This is a genomic window from Mesorhizobium sp. M0048, assembly GCF_040323405.1.
Lineage (GTDB): Bacteria > Pseudomonadota > Alphaproteobacteria > Rhizobiales > Rhizobiaceae > Mesorhizobium.
This window is the reverse complement of sequence record NZ_JAMYUV010000035.1, coordinates 32,106-53,568: the sequence shown is the minus strand read 5'-3', so window position 1 is coordinate 53,568 and position 21,463 is coordinate 32,106. Positions and strand designations below refer to the sequence as shown.

At 61.6% G+C, this 21,463-nt stretch carries 22 protein-coding genes; 5 read left to right on the top strand and 17 right to left on the bottom strand.

Annotation, left to right across the window (positions count from 1 at the left end; genetic code table 11):
• Positions 1–178 precede the first annotated feature (178 nt).
• From rseP to NKJ84_RS23750, 10 genes are all read right to left on the bottom strand, one after another.
• A complete protein-coding gene (rseP, locus tag NKJ84_RS23795) occupies positions 179–1,321 on the bottom strand; it encodes an RIP metalloprotease RseP (RefSeq protein WP_352508489.1) in 1,143 nt (380 codons plus the stop codon).
• 104 nt (positions 1,322–1,425) lie between these two features.
• On the bottom strand, positions 1,426–2,259 hold the full coding sequence (locus NKJ84_RS23790) for a phosphatidate cytidylyltransferase (RefSeq protein ID WP_352508488.1): 834 nt from the start codon (positions 2,257–2,259) through the stop codon (positions 1,426–1,428).
• 3 nt (positions 2,260–2,262) lie between these two features.
• Positions 2,263–2,985: an isoprenyl transferase gene (locus tag NKJ84_RS23785; protein WP_352508486.1), complete on the bottom strand. Its 723-nt coding sequence runs from the start codon at positions 2,983–2,985 to the stop codon at positions 2,263–2,265.
• Positions 2,986–3,017: 32 nt separating this feature from the next.
• Positions 3,018–3,572: a ribosome recycling factor gene (frr, locus tag NKJ84_RS23780; protein WP_352508485.1), complete on the bottom strand. Its 555-nt coding sequence runs from the start codon at positions 3,570–3,572 to the stop codon at positions 3,018–3,020.
• 96 nt (positions 3,573–3,668) lie between these two features.
• A complete protein-coding gene (pyrH, locus tag NKJ84_RS23775; RefSeq protein WP_023674934.1) occupies positions 3,669–4,391 on the bottom strand; it encodes a UMP kinase in 723 nt (240 codons plus the stop codon).
• 409 nt (positions 4,392–4,800) lie between these two features.
• Positions 4,801–5,724 (bottom strand): translation elongation factor Ts, encoded by a 924-nt coding sequence (gene tsf / locus NKJ84_RS23770; protein ID WP_352471655.1) that lies wholly within the window; start codon positions 5,722–5,724, stop codon positions 4,801–4,803.
• A gap of 119 nt (positions 5,725–5,843) precedes the next feature.
• A complete protein-coding gene (gene rpsB, locus NKJ84_RS23765; RefSeq protein WP_254817316.1) occupies positions 5,844–6,641 on the bottom strand; it encodes a 30S ribosomal protein S2 in 798 nt (265 codons plus the stop codon).
• Between the two features lie 204 nt (positions 6,642–6,845).
• Entirely contained in the window at positions 6,846–7,124 is a 279-nt protein-coding gene (locus NKJ84_RS23760) for a DUF4031 domain-containing protein (RefSeq protein WP_352508484.1), read from the bottom strand.
• Positions 7,125–7,167: 43 nt separating this feature from the next.
• Positions 7,168–8,466, bottom strand: a complete 1,299-nt coding sequence (locus tag NKJ84_RS23755; protein ID WP_352508483.1) for a lysophospholipid acyltransferase family protein — start codon at positions 8,464–8,466, stop codon at positions 7,168–7,170.
• 134 nt (positions 8,467–8,600) lie between these two features.
• Positions 8,601–9,428: a cell envelope integrity EipB family protein gene (locus NKJ84_RS23750; protein WP_023674927.1), complete on the bottom strand. Its 828-nt coding sequence runs from the start codon at positions 9,426–9,428 to the stop codon at positions 8,601–8,603.
• Between the two features lie 138 nt (positions 9,429–9,566).
• Between NKJ84_RS23750 and NKJ84_RS23745 the strand changes: the two genes are divergently transcribed.
• From NKJ84_RS23745 to NKJ84_RS23730, 4 genes are all read left to right on the top strand, one after another.
• Positions 9,567–10,031, top strand: a complete 465-nt coding sequence (locus NKJ84_RS23745; protein WP_352508482.1) for a RidA family protein — start codon at positions 9,567–9,569, stop codon at positions 10,029–10,031.
• A 14-nt stretch (positions 10,032–10,045) separates the two neighbouring features.
• Positions 10,046–10,774: a glycerophosphodiester phosphodiesterase gene (locus NKJ84_RS23740; RefSeq protein ID WP_352508481.1), complete on the top strand. Its 729-nt coding sequence runs from the start codon at positions 10,046–10,048 to the stop codon at positions 10,772–10,774.
• Between the two features lie 40 nt (positions 10,775–10,814).
• Positions 10,815–12,029: a GNAT family N-acetyltransferase gene (locus NKJ84_RS23735; protein ID WP_352508480.1), complete on the top strand. Its 1,215-nt coding sequence runs from the start codon at positions 10,815–10,817 to the stop codon at positions 12,027–12,029.
• 119 nt (positions 12,030–12,148) lie between these two features.
• The gene (locus NKJ84_RS23730; RefSeq protein WP_352508479.1) at positions 12,149–12,580 is read left to right on the top strand and encodes an HIT family protein; all 432 of its coding nucleotides are present in this window, start codon (positions 12,149–12,151) and stop codon (positions 12,578–12,580) included.
• Between the two features lie 94 nt (positions 12,581–12,674).
• Here NKJ84_RS23730 and clpA read toward each other — a convergent pair whose 3' ends face one another.
• The 3 genes from clpA to NKJ84_RS23715 form a co-directional block, all read right to left on the bottom strand.
• Positions 12,675–15,143 carry an ATP-dependent Clp protease ATP-binding subunit ClpA gene (gene clpA, locus NKJ84_RS23725; protein ID WP_023674922.1) on the bottom strand — a complete coding sequence of 823 codons (2,469 nt, stop codon included), beginning with the start codon at positions 15,141–15,143 and terminating at the stop codon, positions 12,675–12,677.
• Positions 15,144–15,149: 6 nt separating this feature from the next.
• On the bottom strand, positions 15,150–15,476 hold the full coding sequence (gene clpS / locus NKJ84_RS23720) for an ATP-dependent Clp protease adapter ClpS (RefSeq protein ID WP_023717744.1): 327 nt from the start codon (positions 15,474–15,476) through the stop codon (positions 15,150–15,152).
• A 274-nt stretch (positions 15,477–15,750) separates the two neighbouring features.
• Positions 15,751–16,080 carry a phasin family protein gene (locus tag NKJ84_RS23715; protein WP_023674920.1) on the bottom strand — a complete coding sequence of 110 codons (330 nt, stop codon included), beginning with the start codon at positions 16,078–16,080 and terminating at the stop codon, positions 15,751–15,753.
• A gap of 298 nt (positions 16,081–16,378) precedes the next feature.
• On the opposite strand from NKJ84_RS23715, the gene NKJ84_RS23710 reads away from it, so the two are divergent.
• Positions 16,379–17,767: an SPOR domain-containing protein gene (locus tag NKJ84_RS23710; RefSeq protein WP_352508478.1), complete on the top strand. Its 1,389-nt coding sequence runs from the start codon at positions 16,379–16,381 to the stop codon at positions 17,765–17,767.
• Positions 17,768–17,815: 48 nt separating this feature from the next.
• On the opposite strand, the gene NKJ84_RS23705 is transcribed toward NKJ84_RS23710, so the two are convergent.
• From NKJ84_RS23705 to NKJ84_RS23690, 4 genes are all read right to left on the bottom strand, one after another.
• A complete protein-coding gene (locus NKJ84_RS23705) occupies positions 17,816–18,514 on the bottom strand; it encodes a DnaJ domain-containing protein (RefSeq protein WP_254817325.1) in 699 nt (232 codons plus the stop codon).
• On the bottom strand, positions 18,514–19,245 hold the full coding sequence (locus NKJ84_RS23700; protein ID WP_352508477.1) for a vWA domain-containing protein: 732 nt from the start codon (positions 19,243–19,245) through the stop codon (positions 18,514–18,516). Before NKJ84_RS23700 ends, NKJ84_RS23705 begins: the two co-directional genes overlap by 1 nt.
• Before the next feature lie 121 nt (positions 19,246–19,366).
• Positions 19,367–19,804, bottom strand: coding sequence for a DUF1489 family protein (locus tag NKJ84_RS23695; RefSeq protein WP_352508476.1), 438 nt, complete (start codon positions 19,802–19,804; stop codon positions 19,367–19,369).
• An 85-nt stretch (positions 19,805–19,889) separates the two neighbouring features.
• The gene (locus tag NKJ84_RS23690; protein WP_352508475.1) at positions 19,890–21,293 is read right to left on the bottom strand and encodes an L-serine ammonia-lyase; all 1,404 of its coding nucleotides are present in this window, start codon (positions 21,291–21,293) and stop codon (positions 19,890–19,892) included.
• Between the last annotated feature and the right edge of the window lie 170 nt (positions 21,294–21,463).

Genomic DNA, 21,463 nt, shown 5'->3' with positions numbered 1-21,463 from the left:
AAACCGGACGTGCGGTAATTTCCCCTACCGTATTAACCGGATTTTCCCTACACGCAAGGCTTCTGGTTAATTTGTATTTACTTAACCCTGTGGCGTGGCTTTCGCGTCACGCATATCCCCACGCATGGTAAACGGCGTCTCAACATTGGTCGCGCTGAAGCCAAATTTCTTCATGATTTCAGCACCCAAACAGATCGTTCCAGAAAACAAAACCCATGAAGCCGAGCACCAGGATGAGGCCGCTCCGATAAGCCATTTCCATCATCCGTTCGGACACCGGCCGTCGGATGACAGCTTCCACGCCGTAGAACAGAAGATGCCCTCCGTCGAGGGGGGGAATCGGCAGAAGATTGAGAATTCCTATCCCGACTGACAGATATGCAACAAGCTGGACGAGCAATTCGAAGCCGAGCTTTGCCGCCTGGCCCGACATCTTGGCGATCTTGATGGGCCCGCCCAGCTGGCACTTGTCCTCGCGGCCAACAACGAAACGCTGCAGGAACTGGCCGGTGCGCTGGATGACGTGGCCGGTTTCCTGGATGGCCGCCCCGACTGCCCCGGCCGGGCTGTAGGTGATCAGCCGCGGCTGGCCGAGTTCCTTGTTGTTGATGACGCCGATCACGGCCACCTGGGCTTTGTTGCCCAATGCGTCTTGTTGTTCCATCAAACGCGGCGTCGCCGTGACGGTGATTTCCTTGCCGCCGCGTAACATAACGAAGGTGATGCTGTCGCCGGCGCGGCCCGAAACCAGACGCTGGACGTCGGCAAAGGTCTCGACCTTGCTGCCGTCGACGCTGACGAATCGGTCACCGGGCATGATGCCGGCCGCCGCTGCCGGACTGCCTTCGGTGACTTCAGCCACCATCGGCTCGTATACCGGCCGACCATATATGGAAAACAGCACGGCAAAGACGGCGATCGTCAGCAGGAAGTTGAACAGCGGCCCCGCCACGACGGTCGCCGCCCGCTTCCAGATCGGCTGCGTGTGGAAGGCAACCTTGCGTTCGTCGTCGCTCAGCGCCTCGACCTCCTCCGAGCTGGGCTGGCTCGACGTCGCGTTCATATCGCCGACGAACTTGACGTAGCCGCCGAGCGGTATGGCGCAAAGCTTCCAGCGGGTGCCGCGGCTGTCGTTGAAGCCGATGATCTCTGGGCCGAAACCGATCGAAAAGGCTTTTGCGCCGATACCGCACCAGCGGCCGACGAGGTAATGGCCCATTTCGTGGACGAACACGACCACGGTCAGCACGAACAGGAAAGGCACCAGCGTACCGAGGACAAGGCCGTCCGTGCTGAAAACCGCGTGAAGAATCTCGTTCAATTCATGCCCTCAAATTCATCCACGGCGCAGATCACGCCGCGACTGTGACATCAATCCAGGCGAATCCATGACGCAGCCCCGCGCCGGCCCACCGACGATGCCGTTCAAACCGGAAACAGCCCCTGTGCCGGATGGTCGGCGGTCGCGGAAATCCAGCCGATGACGTATAGGGCGAAAGCCGCCGCGACAAGCCCATCGACCCGATCCATGATGCCGCCATGGCCGGGTATCAGCGTGCCGGAATCTTTACGGCCGTGGCGTCGCTTGACCCATGATTCGAACAGGTCGCCGGCCTGCGCGACGATCGAAAGCACCAGTGCGACCACGCCAAGCACGGCGAGGTTGCCCGTTCCGGCTACTGCGGCCAGAAGCAGACCGGCCACTACGCCGCCGACCACCCCACCGAGCGCCCCGCTCCGCGTCTTGCCCGGCGAGATCGACGGCGCCAGCCTTGGGCCACCGACGGAGCGGCCGACGAAATAAGCAAAAATATCGGTCGCCCAAACCACGGCGAATAGGAACAGAATGGCCAGCAGCCCTGAATGGTCGCCATCACGCAAGAAGGCCAGCGATAAGCCCGATACGGCCGCATAGGCAAGGCCGGATGCTTCCCACGGTCCTGCCTTTCGCATCGACGCCGCGATGGCAGTGACAGCAACCAGAGCCGCCACGAGCGGCAGCAGCAAAGACGCAGGCAGGCCGGCGACGAGGGCACCAATAAAGACCACGATCAGCGCCTCGGGCAGAAAGCCGAGACCTGCCATAGGACTAGCACCTGCCGGGGCAACGGGGCGGCTCATCCGCGTCCACTCGTAGAAGATCACCGCCGCCATGGCAGCGCAAAGCAACCGGAAGGGCAGTCCGCCGAGCCAGGTCAGGCCAAGCGTCACGATGGCAAGCACGACGGCCGAAATGACCCGGAGTTGGAGGTTGCTCATTCCTCAGCCTGAGGCGACATCTTGGGCGGCAAGTCCGCCGAAGCGGCGCTCGCGGCCGGCGAAATCGCGCAGTGCATCGGACAGGTGCTCGCGACTGAAGTCGGGCCAATAGCAAGGCAGAAAAACGAGTTCACTATAGGCAGCCTGCCATAACAGGAAATTCGACAACCGAAGCTCGCCGCTGGTGCGGATGACCAGTTCCGGATCCGGAATGCCCTCTGTATCGAGCGAGCTGGCAAAGGACTCGGCCGTGATCGCCTCGCTGTCGATCTCACCGCGCGCCACCGCAGCTGCGAGCTTGCGCGCGGTGCGCACGATCTCGTCGCGCCCGCCGTAATTGAAGGCAATGACCAGCGTCAGCGCTTCGTTGCGGAGAGTGAGCGTTTCGGCTTCCTCAAGCAGGCCCCTTATGTCGGGCTGCAGCCCTGCCCTGTCACCGATGACCCTGATCCGCACCCCACTCTGGTGCAGCTCGGCGAGGTCACGTCGGATGAAAAGCTTCAGCAGGCCCATGAGGTCGCTGACTTCAGATTTCGGTCGTGACCAGTTTTCCGACGAAAAAGCGTAGACGGTCAGGAAGGAGATGCCGAGGCCGGGGGCGGCGCGCACTGTCTTGCGCAGCGCCTCAACGCCGGCGCGGTGACCAGCCAGCCGAGGCAAGCCGCGCGCCTTGGCCCAGCGTCCGTTTCCGTCCATGATGATCGCGACATGCGCGGGCGTTGCCATGTTCTCACTTCCGGGCCAGCCGTGGCCAGACCCTAGACCTGCATGATTTCCGCTTCCTTGTCGGAAAGCAGGTGGTCGATGGTGCTGATTGTCTCGTCGGTCAGTTTCTGAACCTGGTCGGCCCGTTTGCGATGGTCGTCCTCACTGATGTCGCCGTCCTTTTCCGCCTTTTTCAGAAAGTCCATGCCGTCCCGGCGAACGTGTCGTGCGGCGACACGGGCATTCTCGGCATAACCGTGCGAGATCTTCACCAGCTCCTTGCGGCGCTGTTCGTTGAGCTCGGGCAGCGGAATCCTGAGATTGGTACCGTCGACGATAGGATTGAACCCGAGATTGGCTTCACGGATGGCACGGTCGACCGCGCTGACCATCGACTTGTCCCAGACCGAAACCGAAATCATGCGCGGTTCCGGAACCGACACTGTTGCCACCTGGTTGATCGGCATGGTGGTGCCATAGGCCTGCACCTGGACGGCATCGAGCAGGTTGCTCGACGCGCGGCCGGTGCGCAGCGAAGCCAGATCATGCTTGAACGCGGCGATCGCCCCGTCCATGCGCCGTTTGAGATCGTCGTATTCGCCATTCATCATCGTCTCCTCGACCCGTTAACCCGGGTTCACTGCTTAGGGTAAGCCCTGTTCGAGCCTCATCCGCAACCGATCCCTTTCGGGTTCATGGTCCGGTCAATCGTCTGCGACGACCGTGCAACGGCCGCCACCCCTCAGGATATCGCCGAAACCACCCTTCTCGTGGATCGAATAGACGATTATCGGAATGTTGTTTTCGCGCGCAAGTGCAATCGCCGCCGTATCCATGATCGAAAGCCCGCGTTTGATGACTTCGTCATGGCTGATCCGCTCGAAACGTGTCGCGTGCGGGTCCTTCTTGGGATCAGCCGAATAGACACCATCGACCTGGGTGCCCTTGAACAGAGCATCGGCTCCGATCTCGGCGGCGCGAAGGGCTGCAGCCGAATCGGTGGTGAAGAACGGATTGCCGGTGCCGCCGGCGAAGATAACGACCTTGCCCTGGTTCATGTAGGCGGTCGCCTGACGCTGCGAAAAACTTTCGCAAAGCTCGGGCATGGCGATCGCCGACAGCACCACGGCGTCGACGCCGATCTTGTTGAGCGAGGTGCGCAGCGCCAGCGAATTGATGACGGTGGCAAGCATGCCCATATGGTCGCCGGTGACGCGGTCTCCGCCTTTTGACGCGACTGCGACGCCACGGAAGATGTTGCCGCCCCCTATGACGACACCGACTTCGATGCCCAATGCGCGGGCCTCGGCGATGTCGGCGGCGATGCGGTCGACCACCGATACGTCGATGCCGAAATGCTGCTCGCCCATTAACGCTTCGCCCGATGCTTTCAGCAAGACACGTCGGTAGAGGGGCTTCACCGTCATCTGGTCCTCGTCATCGTGCGTGTGACGCGTTTCGGTGCGCCCCGAAACACTGGGCGTTCCGATACACGAAGGGCGCCACGATGTCACGCGGCGCCCGAGCCCGAAAACTCTCTTCCAGCTTCAGCTTACACGGCAAAAGCACCTTGCATGAACGGGTTCGGCATGTTGCCAGCCGGCTTGTCACCGACTGTCTGACCTCCGGTAAGGCCATCCTGTATTTCCGAGCCGAAGAACGAATACGAAAAAGGGTGTGAAAGACCGGCTCACCGCATCGAGCCGTGCCCGAAGGTCCTGCGCAATGTCGAAATCGAGCGCGCCGAGGTCGTCCTTGAGTTGATCCTACGCCGCGCAAGAATCGGCCGGGCATCCTCGCGGACACCCGGCCGAAAAAGACTTTTAAACGAATAGTTTACTTCTTGACCGCTGCCGCGACTTCCGCCGCGAAATCGGTCTCTTCCTTCTCGATGCCCTCACCGAGCGCGAAGCGCAGGTAGGCAGCGATTTTGGCTGGCGCGCCGATCTCGCTTTCGGCATCCTTCAGCGCCTTCTCGACGGTGATGTCGGGATTGAGCACGAAAGCCTGCTTGAGCAGCACGACCTCTTCGTAGAACTTGCGCAAACGGCCCTCGACCATCTTCTCGATAATCGCTTCTGGCTTGCCGGACTGGCGTGCCTGGTCGGCGAAGATCGCCTTCTCGCGCTCCACCGCGGCCGGATCGAGCTCTTCAGTGGTCAAGGCCATCGGATTGGTGGCAGCGACATGCATGGCAACCTGACGGGCGAAGGCGTTCGCGGCATGCGCGTTGCCTGTCGTCTCGATGGCCACCAGCACGCCGAGCTTGCCAAGGCCGTCGGCGACCGCATTGTGAACGTAGGTTGCGACAGCGCCGTGCTCGACGGTGAGCTTGGCCGAGCGGCGGAAGCCCAGATTCTCGCCGATGGTGCCGACGGCGTCCTTGATGGTCTCGGCGACCGACTTGCCCGAGCCCGGATAGGGAGCGGCGGCAACGGCTTCGGTCTTGCCGCCATAGGCAAGCGCGACCTTCGCGACATTGGCGACGATCTCTTGGAACGCAGCATTGCGGGCAACGAAGTCCGTCTCGGAATTGACCTCGACGATCGCTGCCTCGCGGACGCCCGAATCGACGCCGATCAGGCCTTCGGCAGCGGTACGGCCAGCCTTCTTGTCGGCCTTGGAAATGCCCTTCTTGCGCAGCCAGTCGATGGCTTCTTCCATATTGCCGTTGGTCTCGTTCAACGCCGCCTTGCAGTCCATCATGCCCGCGCCGGTCAAGTCGCGGAGTTCTTTGACCTGTGCAGCCGAAATGCTCATTGTCGCCTCTTTGTCTAAATGCACTGACGCACCATCGATTTTCGATGATGCGCCTGGTGCCGGTAGCGCTTACCGCGCCAACATATTGGAAAGATGAAGGCCGCAGCCGGCCTTCGCTACTATGCTTCCGGGGTCTGGGCTGCCGGGCTCTCGGCGGCCGGGGTCTGCTCGAGCGCCGGCTCGACCGGAGCCTCGACCGATGCGCCGATATCGACACCGAGCGCGCCCTGCTGACGGGCGATGCCGTCGATAGCTGCCTTGGCGATCAGATCGCAATACAGCTGGATGGCGCGGGCCGCGTCGTCATTGCCGGGGATCGGGAAGTCGATCTTGTCCGGGTCGCAGTTGGAATCGATGATGGCAACGACCGGGATGCCGAGACGCTTGGCCTCGAGAATGGCGATCGCTTCCTTGTTGGTGTCGATCACGAACATCAAATCGGGCGTCGAACCCATATCCTTGATGCCGCCCAGCGCCTTGTCGAGCTTTTCACGCTCGCGATCGAGGTTGAGGCGCTCCTTCTTGGTCAGGCCCTGAGCCTCGCCGGCCAGCATCTCGTCGAGCTTGCGCAGGCGCTGGATGGAATTCGAGATCGTCTTCCAGTTGGTCAGCATGCCGCCGAGCCAGCGCGAATTGACATAGTACTGGGCCGAGCGCTGCGCGGCATCGGCGACAATGTCGGAGGCCTGGCGCTTGGTGCCGACGAACAGCACGCGGCCGCCCTTGGCAACAGTGTCGGAAACCTGCTTCAGCGCCTGGTGCAGCAGGGGCACCGTCTGCGAGAGGTCGATGATGTGGATGTTGTTGCGGGCGCCGTAGATATAGGGCGCCATTTTCGGATTCCAGCGGTGGGTCTGGTGGCCGAAGTGAATGCCAGCTTCCAATAGCTGGCGCATGCTGAAATCAGGCAGAGCCATTCTTATTTCCTTTCCGGTTAGCCTCCACGGACACAGGCATTTTTGGACTTTGTCCTCAAACGCCACCGGAGGTTTCAGCCGGATTTCTCCCGGGCAGACACCAAAGTCCGTGTGTGGAATGAGCGCGCATATAGAGGGGAAGCGCGACAAACGCAAGCGGTGTGGCGTCTTGCGGCTCAGCGTGCGGCGATCAGCGCACCGGTGTCATTGTCGCATCTTCCCCTTCGGCACCCGCACACGCCGGAAAACAGCGACGATCTCCTCGCGGGTGCATTCGATGGCGCCTAACCGCACTGCGCGGTCACGCTCCAGCCCGGTTATGTCATAATGCGGCGCCGATGTCTTGGGTGGCCCTTGATAGGACGAGCGCTTGACGCCGAGCTGCGCGGCGAAGCGATGCAGCTCGTCGGTATCGTCTGCCAGCAGATGACACCAGCGGTGGCCGACCCATTTCCAGATCGCCGCATCGACATAGACCGCCATGAGGTTTGCCGCACTCCTTCATCTTGCGCCGACCAACACGCCGCTAACGATGATAGAAGGGATTGGCACAGAAAATGAAGGCGCCGCCGGCCTCGAGTTGCGTCATCGTCCTGGTGACGGTCTCCTGCATCCGGTGGTGCAGTTCGGCGAGTGCCTCCTCTACGGAGCCTTGATAGGCGTGCAAGCCAAGCGGCTCCGGTACCCGGACATAGGCGCGGCGTGGGCCTGCCGGCTGCGGCACGAAACGGTTGATCGTATCGCGCAGCGTACCTTTGCAATAGTCGTTGCGGATCCGCTTCAAATGTTCGGCGATCTCCTCCTGCGTGATGCGCGGATTGGCTGAGGCCCACGGCCCGACACGCTGCAGTCGCTGGATCGTATCTGCCAGCGTTCGGACCTGCGCCTGGTTTTCGGCGCCGTCTATGTTCTCCCGCAGCCAGCGCCGCGAGCGCCGCAAAAGCTCGGCAGTGTCGAGCGTGTCGGCGTCGACCGAGACAAGTTCAGCAAGGCGACGGCCGAGTTCCGCGAGCAGGTCTTTTTGACGTGCGTCATACGAAACCCGCTCATCGGACCGCAGGCCATATGCAGCCTCATCGCGCGACAGCAACGTCGCATAGATATGATGGATGCGCTCCGGCAGCGAATCGGCGGCACGGCGTTCGATCTTCAGGCTGTGCTCGACATAGGCACATTCCTTTGCCAGCGGTGCCTCGACATTCCCCGTGAAAGCAAGCTTCCAGATCACGGGCGCGATCCAAACCTTGAAATCCGGATCCGTCAGGCGGCCGCGCTTCAGCGCCTCGAACCGCATTTCGACCGCACCTGGCAGCAGCGGGGCAACGATGTTGGCATGCCAGCCGACACCGCCTTCGGGATGCAGGAGCACGCCGTGCCCCTTCAGCGCCCAGGCCACCGAATGTTCCTTGGCGGCCGCGCTGTTGCCCGGGATTTGCGCGATCAGATTGTTGGCCAACCAGAATTTCTGCATTAGCCGGCCAAGCCCGTTGACGACGCCGTGCGTGGCCCAGGATGCCGTCAGCGGGCTTACCCGCGAGACGACCTCCTTGTCGATCATCCAGTCGGTAAAGAATTCGGGATGGTTGGGCGTGATGAACGTCGCCTTGCCCGCACCGCAACAAGCCTTCAGCCTTTGCCGGTCATCCTCTGGAAAATAGATGTGGCGGACATTGGCGACGCCGCGCAAACCGGCCAGACGGTTGAACGGCAACAGGTCGCGAAAGCCTGGAATGCCGTGCAGCATGACAATTCGGTTGACGAACGTCATGGCCTTGATCAGCGTCGCATTGGGCCGCGGCGCCACAAAAACGTCGATCCTGCTCAACCTGCTCCCCCACGGCGCTTACCGTCGTTAGGCGATGATGGGCAATTGCGGCATGCTCAAGTCGATACGACACGCCCGCAAGATCAAGCGCTACTATCCCGGATAGCGGCCGGCGGCTTGTCGTTGGTTCGAGCCTATTTCGACGGGCAGGTCTTTGGCTGATCGAACAGCGACAGATTGACCAGTTTGCCGGTCATCGAGAACTCGCCATAGTCCATGACGAGATCGCGCGTGATGCCGTTCTTGTGCAGCTTGAAGCTGATCCGGTATTCCGGCACCTCCTCGCCGCCTTTGTCGGCATCATCGAAATAGGCGATGTCGACCGGCCAGTATTTGTCGGTGGCGAGCTTGGCCAGCGCCGGCGCTTCCGGATCGGCGTTGTCGGCATCGGCTTGCTTGCCGACGACGACGGTGGTGGTCACCACCTTGTTGGCATCCTCAGAGCCGTCGAACAGGTTGGTTTCGTAGAAGCGCTCGCCCTTTTCCGCCTTGCCGATCATTTCGACCATTTGCTGGGTCGGGAACTGGGTCGGCGCGAGTTCCAGGCTGTTCTTCTCGGGCTTGTCGATATCGACCTTGAGACCGTTGGCCTCCTTCGTTGCGGTACCCTTGACCTCCTTGTCGAGGTTCTGGTCAACAAAGGATTTGTTCACGAAGGAGAAGGTCTTGCCCTCGGCGTCCTCAAAGGTGGTCATCTGCTGGTCTGTCAGCCTGGTGTTGTCGCTGGTTACGATCTGGGTCACCAAACGGAACTTTACCGTATAGCCCTCGCAAGGGGAGCCGTTGAACTCGTAGACCATGCGGCCAGTGATGCCGGTGATGCCGGAGCGGTCGGAGGCTTTGTCGAGTGAAATGTCGTAAACCGCGCGATGCGCCTGCAGCGCCGGCACCGCAAAAGCGGGAGCCGCCCAGGAAGCCGCTGTCAAGAGAACGGCGTTGAATGCGAGGCGCGTTGCGCGCATGGGGTGCTCCGATCATCGCGGCTAATGGCAGGCCGCATGGAAAGATGGTCCAGCTTAAAAAAAGTCGTGGCGGAAGCGAGGCAAAAATAGCAATTTCGGCCCGGCCTGCGCGGCACCTTCAAGCAATAGGGAAATAGCATGAGCGAAACAATCGAAAAGCGGCTAAGCGATCTCGGCGTGACGCTGCCGGCCGCCGCCGCGCCCGCCGCCAATTACGTGCCCTATTGCAGGACCGGCAATCTGCTGTTCACCGCCGGGCAGTTGCCGCTCAAGGACGGCAAGCTCCAGGCGAGCGGACTGCTTGGCAGCGATGTCGACACCGCGACCGGCAAGGAAGCCGCAAAATACTGTGCGATCAACATATTGGCGCAAGCCCAGGCAGCACTTGGCGATCTCGAGAAAATCCGTCGCTTGGTGAAGATCACCGTCTTCGTCGCCTCGGCACCGGACTTTGTCGAACAGCATCTGGTTGCCAACGGTGCCTCGGATTTTCTCGCCGCGGTGCTCGGCGATCGCGGCACGCACGCTCGCTCCGCCGTCGGCACCGCCTCCCTGCCGCTTAATGCCGCAGTGGAAATCGAAGCGATCTTCGAAGTCGAATGACCGGGACTGCAACCATGACCGATCTTTCCTGGCTGACCGCCCGGCCCGTCGCCCATCGCGGCCTCCACGACATGAACAAGACGCGCTGGGAGAACACCCTTTCCGCCTTCGCCGCGGCGGCCGAGCGTGGCTACGCGATTGAATGCGACGTGCACCTGTCTTCCGACGGCGTCCCCGTCATCATCCACGATGGCGATCTGCGGCGGCTGACCGGCGAAAACGGCTTCGTCTGGCAGCGTACGGCTGCCGAAATCACCGCGCTGAAGGTCGGCGGCACCGCCGACCATTTGCCGACGCTGCAGCAGGCGCTTGATCTGGTCGACGGCCGTGTGCCGATGGTTGTCGAACTGAAAGGAGCTGCCGGGCACGACGACGGCCTGGTCGAAAGCGTCGGTAAGATGCTCAAGCAATACAAGGGCAAGACTGCGATCATGTCGTTCGACCATTGGCTGATCCGAGAGTTCCCGAAATATGCTCCCGGCATACCCGGCGGGTTGACCGCCTACGGCAACGACAACCACCTGATCGAGGCGCATTTCGCCATGCTGGCGCATGACATCGCCTTCACCTCCTACGCCGCCGGCGATCTGCCGAACCGGTTCGTCTCCTTCGTGCGAGAAAAACTCGGGATGCCGGTGATCACCTGGACCGTGCACGACCGGCCTGCCGTCGACCTGACCTTCAAATATGCCGACCAGATGACGTTCGAAGGATTCGAGCCAGATCTGGTACGGCTTGCTTGAGCGGGCTTGTATGGGTCAGCAGCGAGCTTAAGTAAGCCTCATGGATCAAGGGGACGACTGCGAAAGACAAACGGCGAACGCGGAGCTGTCGATCCGCATCGCGGCGGGCATCGGGGCCTTTACCAGCGCTGAATGGGACAACCTCGGCGGCACTACACGCGGCGATGCCGAAAACGGCTACAACCCACTTGTTTCATTAGCTTTTTTGAGCGCGCTGGAAGATTCCGGCTGCGCTGTTCGGCGTACCGGCTGGCAAGGCCATCACCTGAGGCTGGAAACCGCCCGAGGCAAGCTGCTCGGGGCGGTCCCCTGCTATCTGAAGTCGCACAGCCAGGGCGAATATGTATTCGACCATGGCTGGTCGGACGCATTCGAACGCGCCGGCGGGCGCTACTACCCGAAGCTGCAATGCGCGGTGCCGTTCACGCCCGTCACCGGCCCTCGCCTGCTGGTCGGCAAGGGCGAGCACAGTCCCACCGTCAAGGCCGGTCTTGCGGCCGGCCTGAAGGCGGTGACGGATAAGCTCGGCGTGTCTTCCGCCCATGTCACCTTCGCGCCGGAGGACGATGTCCAGATATTCGCGGCGGCCGGTTTCCTGCATCGCACCGACCAGCAGTTTCACTTCTTCAACGAAGGTTTTTCGAGCTATGACGATTTTCTCGCGACATTAGCCTCGCGCAAGCGCAAGGCAATTAAGAAAGAGCGGCGCGAGGCGCTCGCCAACGGCATCTCGATCGACTGGCTGACCGGCAAGGATCTGACCGAAAAGGCCTGGGACGACTTTTTCGCGTTCTACATGGATACCGGCAGCAGGAAGTGGGGCCGGCCCTACCTCAACCGCGATTTCTTCTCCCTAATCGGCGAGCGCATGGCCGACGACACCCTGCTGGTCATGGCCAAACGCAACGGACGCTACATAGCGGGCGCCATCAACTTCATCGGCTCAGACGCGCTCTACGGCCGCAACTGGGGCTGCATCGAGGACCACCCATTCCTGCATTTCGAAGTCTGCTACCATCAGGCAATCGATTTCGCCATCTCGCGCAAGCTGAAGGTGGTTGAAGCCGGTGCTCAGGGCGAGCACAAGCTGGCGCGCGGCTACCGGCCCGTGACGATGCATTCGGCGCACTATATCGCCCATCCAGGTCTGCGCAATGCAGTGGCCGACTACCTCCAGCGCGAGCGGCGCGAAGTCGAGCGAATGAGCGAATATCTGGAAGAGCACACCCCGTTCCGCAAGGACATGGCGGAGTAGGGTAGCGAGCCCAATCGCCCAGCCGCGCGGGCCCGCACGGCCGATGTCGATCGATCATCTTGCCCGCCCGGAACAGCTTCGCTACACGAGACAGCGAGCCAAGAACCGGAGCGCGCGCCATGGCCGAAGCAACCTACGACAGCAGCAACATCTTCGCCAAAATCCTGCGCGGAGAAATCCCTTCGCATCGCGTCTACGAGGATGAAGCGGTCATTGTCTTCATGGATGTGATGCCGCAAGGACAGGGTCACACGCTGGTGGTGCCGAAAGCGCCGTCGCGCAACCTGCTTGACGCGGATCCGGCGGTGCTTGGCCCGCTCTTCGCTCACGTCCAGAAAGTTGCGCGGGCCGTAAAGAAGGCCTTCGATGCCGATGGCGTCACGGTTATGCAGTTCAACGAACCAGCTTCGGGGCAGACTGTCTTTCACCTTCACGTCCATGTCATTCCGCGCTTCGAGGGGATTCCCCTGAAACCGCACAGCGGACAGATGGAAAAGCCTGAAGTCCTGGCCCAGAACGCCGGCAAGATAAGGATGGCGCTGGCAAGCTGAACCGGCGCAAACTGCTCCGGCGGGCGCCGGGTGCTTAACCGGAGGGTGTCACAAAAAAAGCCCCGTTTCCGGGGCTTTTTTACTGGCTGGTTCGTCAGTTCTTACGCGGCAGTTGCGGCACGAGACTGCGCTTGCCGCCGTCCTTACCTTTGGGCTCCGGCTTCTGCGCCACCGCCTTTTTTGCAGCGGGCTTCTTCGCCACCGCCTTCTTGGCCTTCGGCACGTCGTCCGGCTCTTCCTTCTTCGGCTTCACCGGCGCCTCGTCGGCGAGCGATTCGAGCTTCAGGCCGGTCTCGCCGGTTTCCTTCTTCTCGACGGTGACACGCACCGTGCCGCCCTTTTTGAGCTTGCCGAACAGCACCTCGTCGGCCAGCGGCTTCTTGATGTGCTCCTGGATGACGCGGCCAAGCGGCCGGGCGCCCATGCGCTCGTCATAGCCCTTGTCGGCCAGCCATGCGATTGCATCCTGCGACAAGTCGAAGGTCACGCCACGCTCGGAAAGCTGCGCTTCCAACTGCATGACGAACTTCTGCACCACCTGATGGATGACCGGCACCGGCAGCGAGCCGAACGGAATGATCGCATCGAGACGGTTGCGGAACTCCGGCGTGAACAGCCGGTTGATCGCCTCGACATCGTCGCCTTCGCGCTTGGTCGAACCGAAACCGATCGCCGCGCGCTGCGCATCGGATGCGCCCGCATTGGTAGTCATGATCAGGATGACATTGCGGAAGTCGATCTGCTTGCCGTTATGGTCGGTCAGCTTGCCGTGGTCCATGACCTGCAACAGGATGTTGAACAGGTCCGGATGCGCCTTCTCGACTTCGTCGAGCAACAGCACGCAATGCGGATGCTGGTCGACGCCGTCGGTCAGAAGGCCGCCCTGGTCGAAGCCGACATAGCCGGGAGGCGCGCCGATCAACCGCGAAACGGTGTGGCGTTCCATATATTCCGACATGTCGAAGCGGATCAGCTCCACGCCGAGCGAGGCGGCGAGCTGCTTGGCCACTTCCGTCTTGCCGACACCGGTCGGGCCCGAGAACAGGTACGAGCCGATCGGCTTTTCCGGTTCCCGCAGGCCGGCCCGCGCCAGCTTGATGGCCGAGGTCAGCGCTGTGATCGCGGTGTCCTGGCCGTAAACGACGCGCTTCAACTCGATGTCGAGGCCTTGCAGCACCTTCTCGTCGTCTGCGGAAACCGTCTTCGGCGGGATGCGCGCCATGGTGGCGATCGTCGCTTCGATCTCCTTGATGCCGATGGTCTTCTTGCGCTTGGCTTCCGGCACCAGCATTTGCGAGGCGCCGGTCTCGTCGATCACGTCGATCGCCTTGTCCGGCAGCTTGCGGTCGTTGATGTAACGCGCCGAGAGTTCGACCGAAGCCTTGATCGCCTCGCTCGTGTAGCGGACCTTGTGGAACTCCTCGAAATAAGGCTTGAGGCCCTTCATGATCTCGATGGCGTCCTCGACCGTCGGCTCGTTGACGTCGATCTTCTGGAAGCGCCGCACCAGCGCGCGGTCCTTCTCGAAGAACTGGCGGAATTCCTTGTAGGTGGTCGAGCCGATGCAGCGGATGGCGCCGGACGACAGTGCGGGTTTTAACAGGTTCGATGCATCCATGGCGCCGCCGGAGGTGGCCCCTGCCCCGATCACGGTGTGGATTTCATCGATGAACAGCACGGCGCCGGGATAATCCTCGAGCTCCTTGACGACCTGCTTCAGCCGCTCCTCGAAATCGCCGCGATAGCGGGTGCCGGCCAGCAGCGTGCCCATGTCGAGCGCGAAGATGGTGGCATTGTGCAGCACTTCGGGAACGTCACCCTCGACAATGCGCTTAGCGAGGCCTTCGGCGATAGCCGTCTTGCCGACGCCGGGATCACCGACATAGAGCGGGTTGTTCTTGGAGCGGCGGCACAGCACCTGGATGGTCCGGTTGATCTCGCTCTCGCGACCGATCAATGGATCGATCTTGCCGGCCTTGGCCTTGTTGTTCAGGTTGACGCAATAGGCAGTCAGCGCGTCCTGCTGCTGCTTCTTCTTGCCGCCTTCCTCCTGCGGCTCGGCTCCGCTCTGGCTGCCCTGCTCGTCGTCGGCGCCGCGCGGGGTACGCGTCTCGGAAGCGCCGGGGCGCTTGGCGATGCCATGCGAGATGTAGTTGACCGCGTCGTAGCGGGTCATCTGCTGTTCCTGCAGGAAGTAAGCGGCGTGGCTTTCACGCTCAGCGAAGATGGCGACGAGCACGTTGGCGCCGGACACTTCCTCGCGGCCTGACGACTGCACATGGATCACCGCGCGCTGGATGACGCGCTGGAAACCGGCAGTCGGCTTGGAATCTTCATCGTAGCCGGTGACGAGATTGTCGAGCTCGGTGTCGATATAGGTGAGAACCGTATGCTTCAACTCGTCGAGATCGACGTTGCAGGCACGCATGACGGCCGCCGCCTCGGTGTCGTCGATCAGGGCGAGCAGCAAATGTTCAAGGGTTGCATATTCATGGTGCCGCTCATTGGCGAGCGTCAGCGCTTGGTGAAGCGCCTTTTCCAGGCCTTGGGAGAAAGCCGGCATGTTACCTCACTTCTTCTCCATCACGCATTGCAGCGGATGCTGATTCTGTCGGGCGAAATCCATGACCTGAGACACTTTGGTCTCGGCCACCTCGAATGTATAGACCCCGCACTCGCCCACCCCATGATTGTGAACATGAAGCATTATGCGTGTGGCGGCTTCGCGGTCCTTCTGGAAAAAGCGCTCCAGCACGTGGACCACGAATTCCATGGGTGTGTAGTCGTCGTTAAGAATGAGGACCCGATACAGACTGGGCTTCTTGGTCTTGGTTTTTGTGCGCGTGATGACGGCCGTGCCGCGACCGGCCTCATTGCCGTTGCTGCCGTTCTGCATTCGCACCACGTAGCTCGTGGCAGTCAAACCTGTAGTCACGTAGTCCTGCCTCTTTCGAATCCTCATGCATGCTCGACATGTAGGTGTTCGATGGACGATTTTAAGCCCTTCTGTTTAGCTGACAATATGGCTAGGTGGCCAAACTTGCCCGATTTTTCAAATCGTGAAGACCGTAGGCCCCCGATTTCGAGCTGGCATGAAAAAACCCGGCCGTGCGTTCGCGACCGGGTTTGTCTTTGCAAGCCCAGGGGCCGGCTCGGAATGTTCGTCGAATTTACTTCGCCTTGGCGACGATCGATTCGAACGGCTTGTAAGCTTCCTTGGCGAGTTCGGCATAGAGATCGCCAAGCTTGGTGGCCTCGGTGACGAAGCTCTCATAGGACTGCTTGGCATAGTCGGACTGGATCTCGATCGCCTTGTCCAGCGACTTGGCGGAAAAGAGCTTCTCGACAGCGGCGCTACCGGCTTCGAAGCTTTTCTTGGTGTACTCGCCCGCCTCGGCGGCGATAGCCTGTGCACCCTTGGACAGCGAGGCGAAGCTCTTCAATCCGGTGTCCGCAAATTCCTTGCCGTATTTGCTGAAATCTTCATAGGTCTGGGTCATTTCACGCTTTCCCTTGAACGGTTGCCTTGGACGATAGACGCGCCTTGTCGGGCCGCGTTGTGCAATGCGTGTAAATATATTGTGCAGTGCACAAAAGTCAAGATTCCCGCGGCAATGCGCATCGTGAGCTGCCGGCAATCGCTAAGATTCGAATAAAGAGAAGCTCAATCCCGCAGAAAATGGTGAACGCGGCGGTTACCATAAACGGATTGGTAACGCTGCCCGCGTTAGCGTGGCCGAAGGTGAGGCAGGACCCCTTTGCCGCCTCCAAGGCAACGGAAATTCAAAGGAACTATCAGTGCGTAAGGCGTTGTCGGGCTTCGTTTCCAAATCCGCGTCCCCCCTCAAAACGATCATGATCCTCGCTATGGCGATGAGCTTCGTCGTCGCGGACGCGGCTTCATCCATGGCGGCCAAGTCGGCGGCCATCGTCATCGATGCCAAGACCGGCAAGGTGCTTTATTCGTCGGATGCCGATGGCCGGCGCTATCCGGCTTCGCTTACCAAGATGATGACGCTTTATCTGACGTTCGAGGCATTGGCGAAGGGCAGGATCAGCAAGAATTCCCCGGTCGTGTTCTCGGCCAATGCCGCTGCCGAGCCGCCGACGAAGCTAGGCGTCAAGCGCGGCAGCTCGGTCACGGTCGAGACCGCGATCCTGTCGATGGTGACCAAATCGGCAAACGATTCCGCAACGGCGCTTGGCGAGATGCTCGGCGGCAATGAAGCCAATTTCGCCCGCATGATGACCGCCAAGGCGCGGGCGCTGGGCATGAGGGGAACCGTTTTCCGCAACGCCAACGGCTTGCCTGATCCCGGCCAGTTCACAACCGCGCGCGACATGGCGATGCTCGGCATCGCCCTGAGAGAGCATTTTCCGCAATATTACGGCTATTTCTCGCAGCGCTCCTTTCTTTATGGGCGGCAGCGCATCAACGGCCATAACCGTCTGCTCGGACGCATCAAGGGCGTCGACGGCATCAAGACCGGTTACACCCGCGCCTCCGGTTACAATCTGGTCTCCTCGGTCTCGGATGGCGATCGGCGGATCGTAGCGGTGGTCATGGGCGGCAGATCCGGCGGCAGCCGCGACAGCCAGATGGCCGGGTTGATCAATGCCTACATGCCGAAGGCCTCGTCGAGCGGCGGCGGCGTGCTGATTGCCAAGGCTGGCGGTGGCAATCCGATTTCAGCCTTGGCCAAGGTATTTCTACCGAACCATGACGCGCCGACACCGGACAGTAAGCCGAACGACGATGCCGTTGCCTCCCTTGTCGAGGAAAATGCGCCCGTCGTTGAAGAAACCACTCCGGTCGTTCAGGCCAAGAGGGTCAAGACGACGGCCGCGGCGACCGTGGACGACGTGGCGACAGCCCGGGTCGCCGCAGCCTATGCCGAACCGGCGGCAGAGGTCGATCCGGTCAGCACGGCCTCGGTGCCATCCGGCTGGGCAATACAGGTCGCCTCGTCGCCAAAACAGGCCGAAGCGAAGGCTTTCCTCGACAAGGCGACGAAGCAGGCACCCTCCGTTCTGGCCGATGCCTCCGGTTTCACCGTCGCCTTCGACAAGGACGGCGTCACCTACTACCGCGCCCGGTTCGGTGGTTTCGGTTCGAAGACCGCTGCCTGGAAGGCCTGCAACGCTTTGAAAAAGAAGAAGATCGAGTGCTACGCCGTCCAGCAGTAAGCGGCGCGCGAAACGATATCTTTCCCGAAAGTTCTGCGTCGAAGGAGACTAGTTGTGATTGGAGAGCAAGACGTCCTTGGCTTCATTGATCCGCGCCGCCAGGAAAGACGTGCCACCGATATCGGGGTGCAGGCGCTGCATCAGGCGGCGGTGCGCCTTGCGGACATCCGCCGCGGCAGCCCCCGCTTCAAGACCAAGGATCTTGTAGGCCTCCTCCTTAGTCATGGCGCCAGAACCTGGCGCAACACCCAGCCCTTCGCCGTCATTCGCATCAGCGTCTTTGCGCCAGATGGGAAATCTGCCGTCAAGATACGTCTCTAGCAATTGGCGGCTCTCCGGATCGCCTGAGAGTTCGCGATAGAGTTGCTGCAATTCGGCACGCCCCATCGAGCCAAGCATCTTGCCTTCATGGCGCCCGGCCAGCACGAGGCCTTCGAGGCCGCCGGTATCGTGATCGAGTTCCATTTCAAGCGCCGCGGTACGAACTGTCGAACGCTTGCCTTGTGCCAGTTTTGCCGCCGGCCGATTCATGCGCATGGAGCCGTACCAGGCGAGCGCAACCGACAGGATCAAGCCGCCGATGCCCTCGCGCCCGACCAGCAGCACGGCGACGCCGACCAGCCCGAGCAGTACAGGTCCAAGCGTTCTCATGCCGCCTGCAAGCTTCGCCGCATCGGCGCGCAGGAAGATGGTGAGCATGCCGAGAAGCACTAGAAGCAACGCTACAAAAGCGATAATTGCGCTCATCAGTTTCCGCCGCCCCGCATATGCTCGATCATCAGCCGGTCTTCCGGTCTGCCCCGGGCCTCCAGTGCTTTCAGCCCGCCGGTCGCAAACACGGCGACGGACGAAAGCAGGCCGGCCAAGGTTGCGGCAGCCCGCCGATCGAAGCGGAACCAGGCCCCTTTCGACAGCCGCGCAATCTCCTTGAACGCCTTTTCCGCGGCGGCATCATCGCCCTCCTGAAAGACGAAGACAGGAACGCCGTGCAGACCGAGGCTGCCGGCCTTTTCGGCCAGATCATCTATGTTTTCTTCCATCGCGTCGCCGATATAGACCAGCGCGTTGACCTTGGCCGCCGCCGTCTGTTTCAGGGCATGGGCGAGCACCTTGCCGATCTGGGTATGGCCGCTGCGGCAGTCGATGCGCGTCATCAGCTGCTTCAGAGCTTCGGTATCGGTGACGAATGCGGAGGAGCGGCACTCGCCAAGGCCGCGAAAATAGACAAGTTGAACCTTGAGCGCCCCGGCCTTGCCGACGGCGTCGAACATCTCGGCCTGCAGCGCACAGGCGAGATCCCAGGTCGGCTGGCGGCTCATCGTCGCGTCGAGGGACAGGATCAGCCTGCCTGACCCGGTGGCGGATGCAGCGAGCGTCCTTGCCTGACGGAGAAACGCGTCGATCTCGCCGGTGCTCGATTGAGACTCGACCGGTGCAGGATTGGCCCTTGCAGGCACGGGCTGCTTCTTGTCGCTCATGACATTCAAGATGTGGCGTTGTTCCCCGGCTTGCAAGCCCAGATGAGGCGACCTGGAGGACCGATGATGCAATTGCGGACAAGCACTTCGGCTGGCGGTCTTGGCGTTGCGGTTCTCGGCGTCAGAGCAGGCCGAGATCGGCAAGCTCTCGCCTGAGCTTCGGCGGCATCTCGATCAGCCCGGCTTTGCCCTTGCCGAGATCGGCCGGCGCGTCCGCCTGCTTCAGGTAGCGCCATCCCTGGAATGCACGGCGCGGTTGCCAGTCAGTGCGCACGACGTCGGGATCGAGGATCAGATGGCAACGGCCGATGCCCTCGTCATCGGTGAAGGGGCGGATTTCGGTGATCAGCTGGCGGCATTGGACATTGCCCTTGATCACCCAGTAGAGCGAGCCGCCGTCGGTAATCTCGACGCCGCGTGTCGGCACCATGCGGGTGGTGTGGTAGTGCTCGGCCGGTTCGCCGGCGCGGCGCCGCTCGTCGAGACGGAAGGCAATCCACTCTTCCAGATCCTCGACGCTGTCACAGCCGACGCAAAGCTTTATGAGATTGAGAGACATCGTTTAAGGTTTAGTCCAGCACGCGAACGCGTCAACGGCCTGATCGACTTCTCCACAGTGGTGGTCCAGGCCACCAGATTGGCTCTCAGCACTCCACGACATTGACTGCCAATCCGCCAAGGCTGGTTTCCTTGTACTTTTCGTTCATGTCGAGGCCGGTCTGGCGCATCGTCTCGATCGCGGCATCGAGCGGCACGAAATGAACGCCGTCGCCCTTGATGGCCAGCGAAGCGGCGGTCACCGCCTTGACGGCACCAAGCGCATTGCGCTCGATACACGGCACCTGCACCAGCCCGCCGACCGGATCGCAGGTCATGCCGAGATGATGTTCCAACGCGATCTCGGCAGCGTTCTCGACCTGCTCGGGCGTGCCGCCCATGACGGCGCACAATCCCGCCGCAGCCATTGCCGAAGCCGAACCGACCTCGCCCTGGCAGCCGACTTCCGCCCCCGAGATCGAAGCATTGGTTTTGATGATGCCGCCGACGGCCGCCGCCGTCAGCAGGAAATCGCGTATGCTGGGCTGGTCGGCTTCTGGATGGAAATGCAACCAGTAGCGCAGCACTGCGGGCAGAGTGCCGGCCGCCCCATTGGTTGGCGCGGTGACGACACGGCCGCCGGCGGCGTTCTCCTCATTGACCGCCATCGCATAGATCGACAGCCAGTCGTTGGCGAGCAGCGGGTTGGGCCGGTTCTGCTGCCATTGCTCCTGCAGCTTGTCGCGCAGCATCCGGGCACGGCGGCGCACCTTGAGTCCGCCCGGCATGATGCCGCCTTGCGACAGGCCGCGCTCGATGCAGCCCTTCATGGCGCTCCAGATGCCGTCGAGGCCGGCGTCGAGCTCCTCGCGCGACATCTGCGTCTCCTCGTTGACGCGCTTCATCTCGGCAATGGAAAGCCCGCTTTTCGCTGCCATGGACAGCATTTCGACGGCGTTCTTGAACGGATACGGAACCTTCTTGCCTTCGGTTGTCGCCGAGCCCCTTGCTTTCATCCGCTGCAGTTCCTCCTCGGACACTACGAAGCCGCCGCCGATCGAATAATAGACGCGCCTCAGCAGCAACCGGTCGCCGGCGTCATAGGCAGAGAAGGCCATGCCATTGGCGTGACCCGGCAGCGGCGTCTTGCGATCCAGCACCAGATCCATTGCCGGGTCGAAACGATAGGACGGATGGCCGGGCGGCGAGATCCGCTTCTCGGCGGCGATGCGAGCGACGATGCCGTCCGCCTGGTCGGGATCCACCGTCTGCGGCGTCTGGCCGGCGAGGCCGAGCACCACGGCACGATCGGAGCCATGGCCGATGCCGGTATAGGCGAGCGAGCCATGCAGGCTGGCCGCGATCCGGTCGACCTTGGCGCCGGCCGGGCGCGGCCAGTCGTCTCCCGCAATCTCGTCGAGAAACCGCCGTGCAGCCGTCATCGGCCCCATCGTGTGCGAACTCGATGGGCCGATGCCGATCTTGAACAGGTCGAAAACCGAAAGGAACACGTGGGCGTTTTCTCCTGGGACCTTGTTGAGGTCTACATATAGGAATTCCCATGGTGTTGTCCGCTGTTTTGAAGATTGCGGCGCTGCACCTGCCGACCTTGTTTGCTCCGGCAGCGACATTCCAGCTTCGGCCATCGAAGCGTCCCCTCCGCCTGTGGTAAAAGCAACGC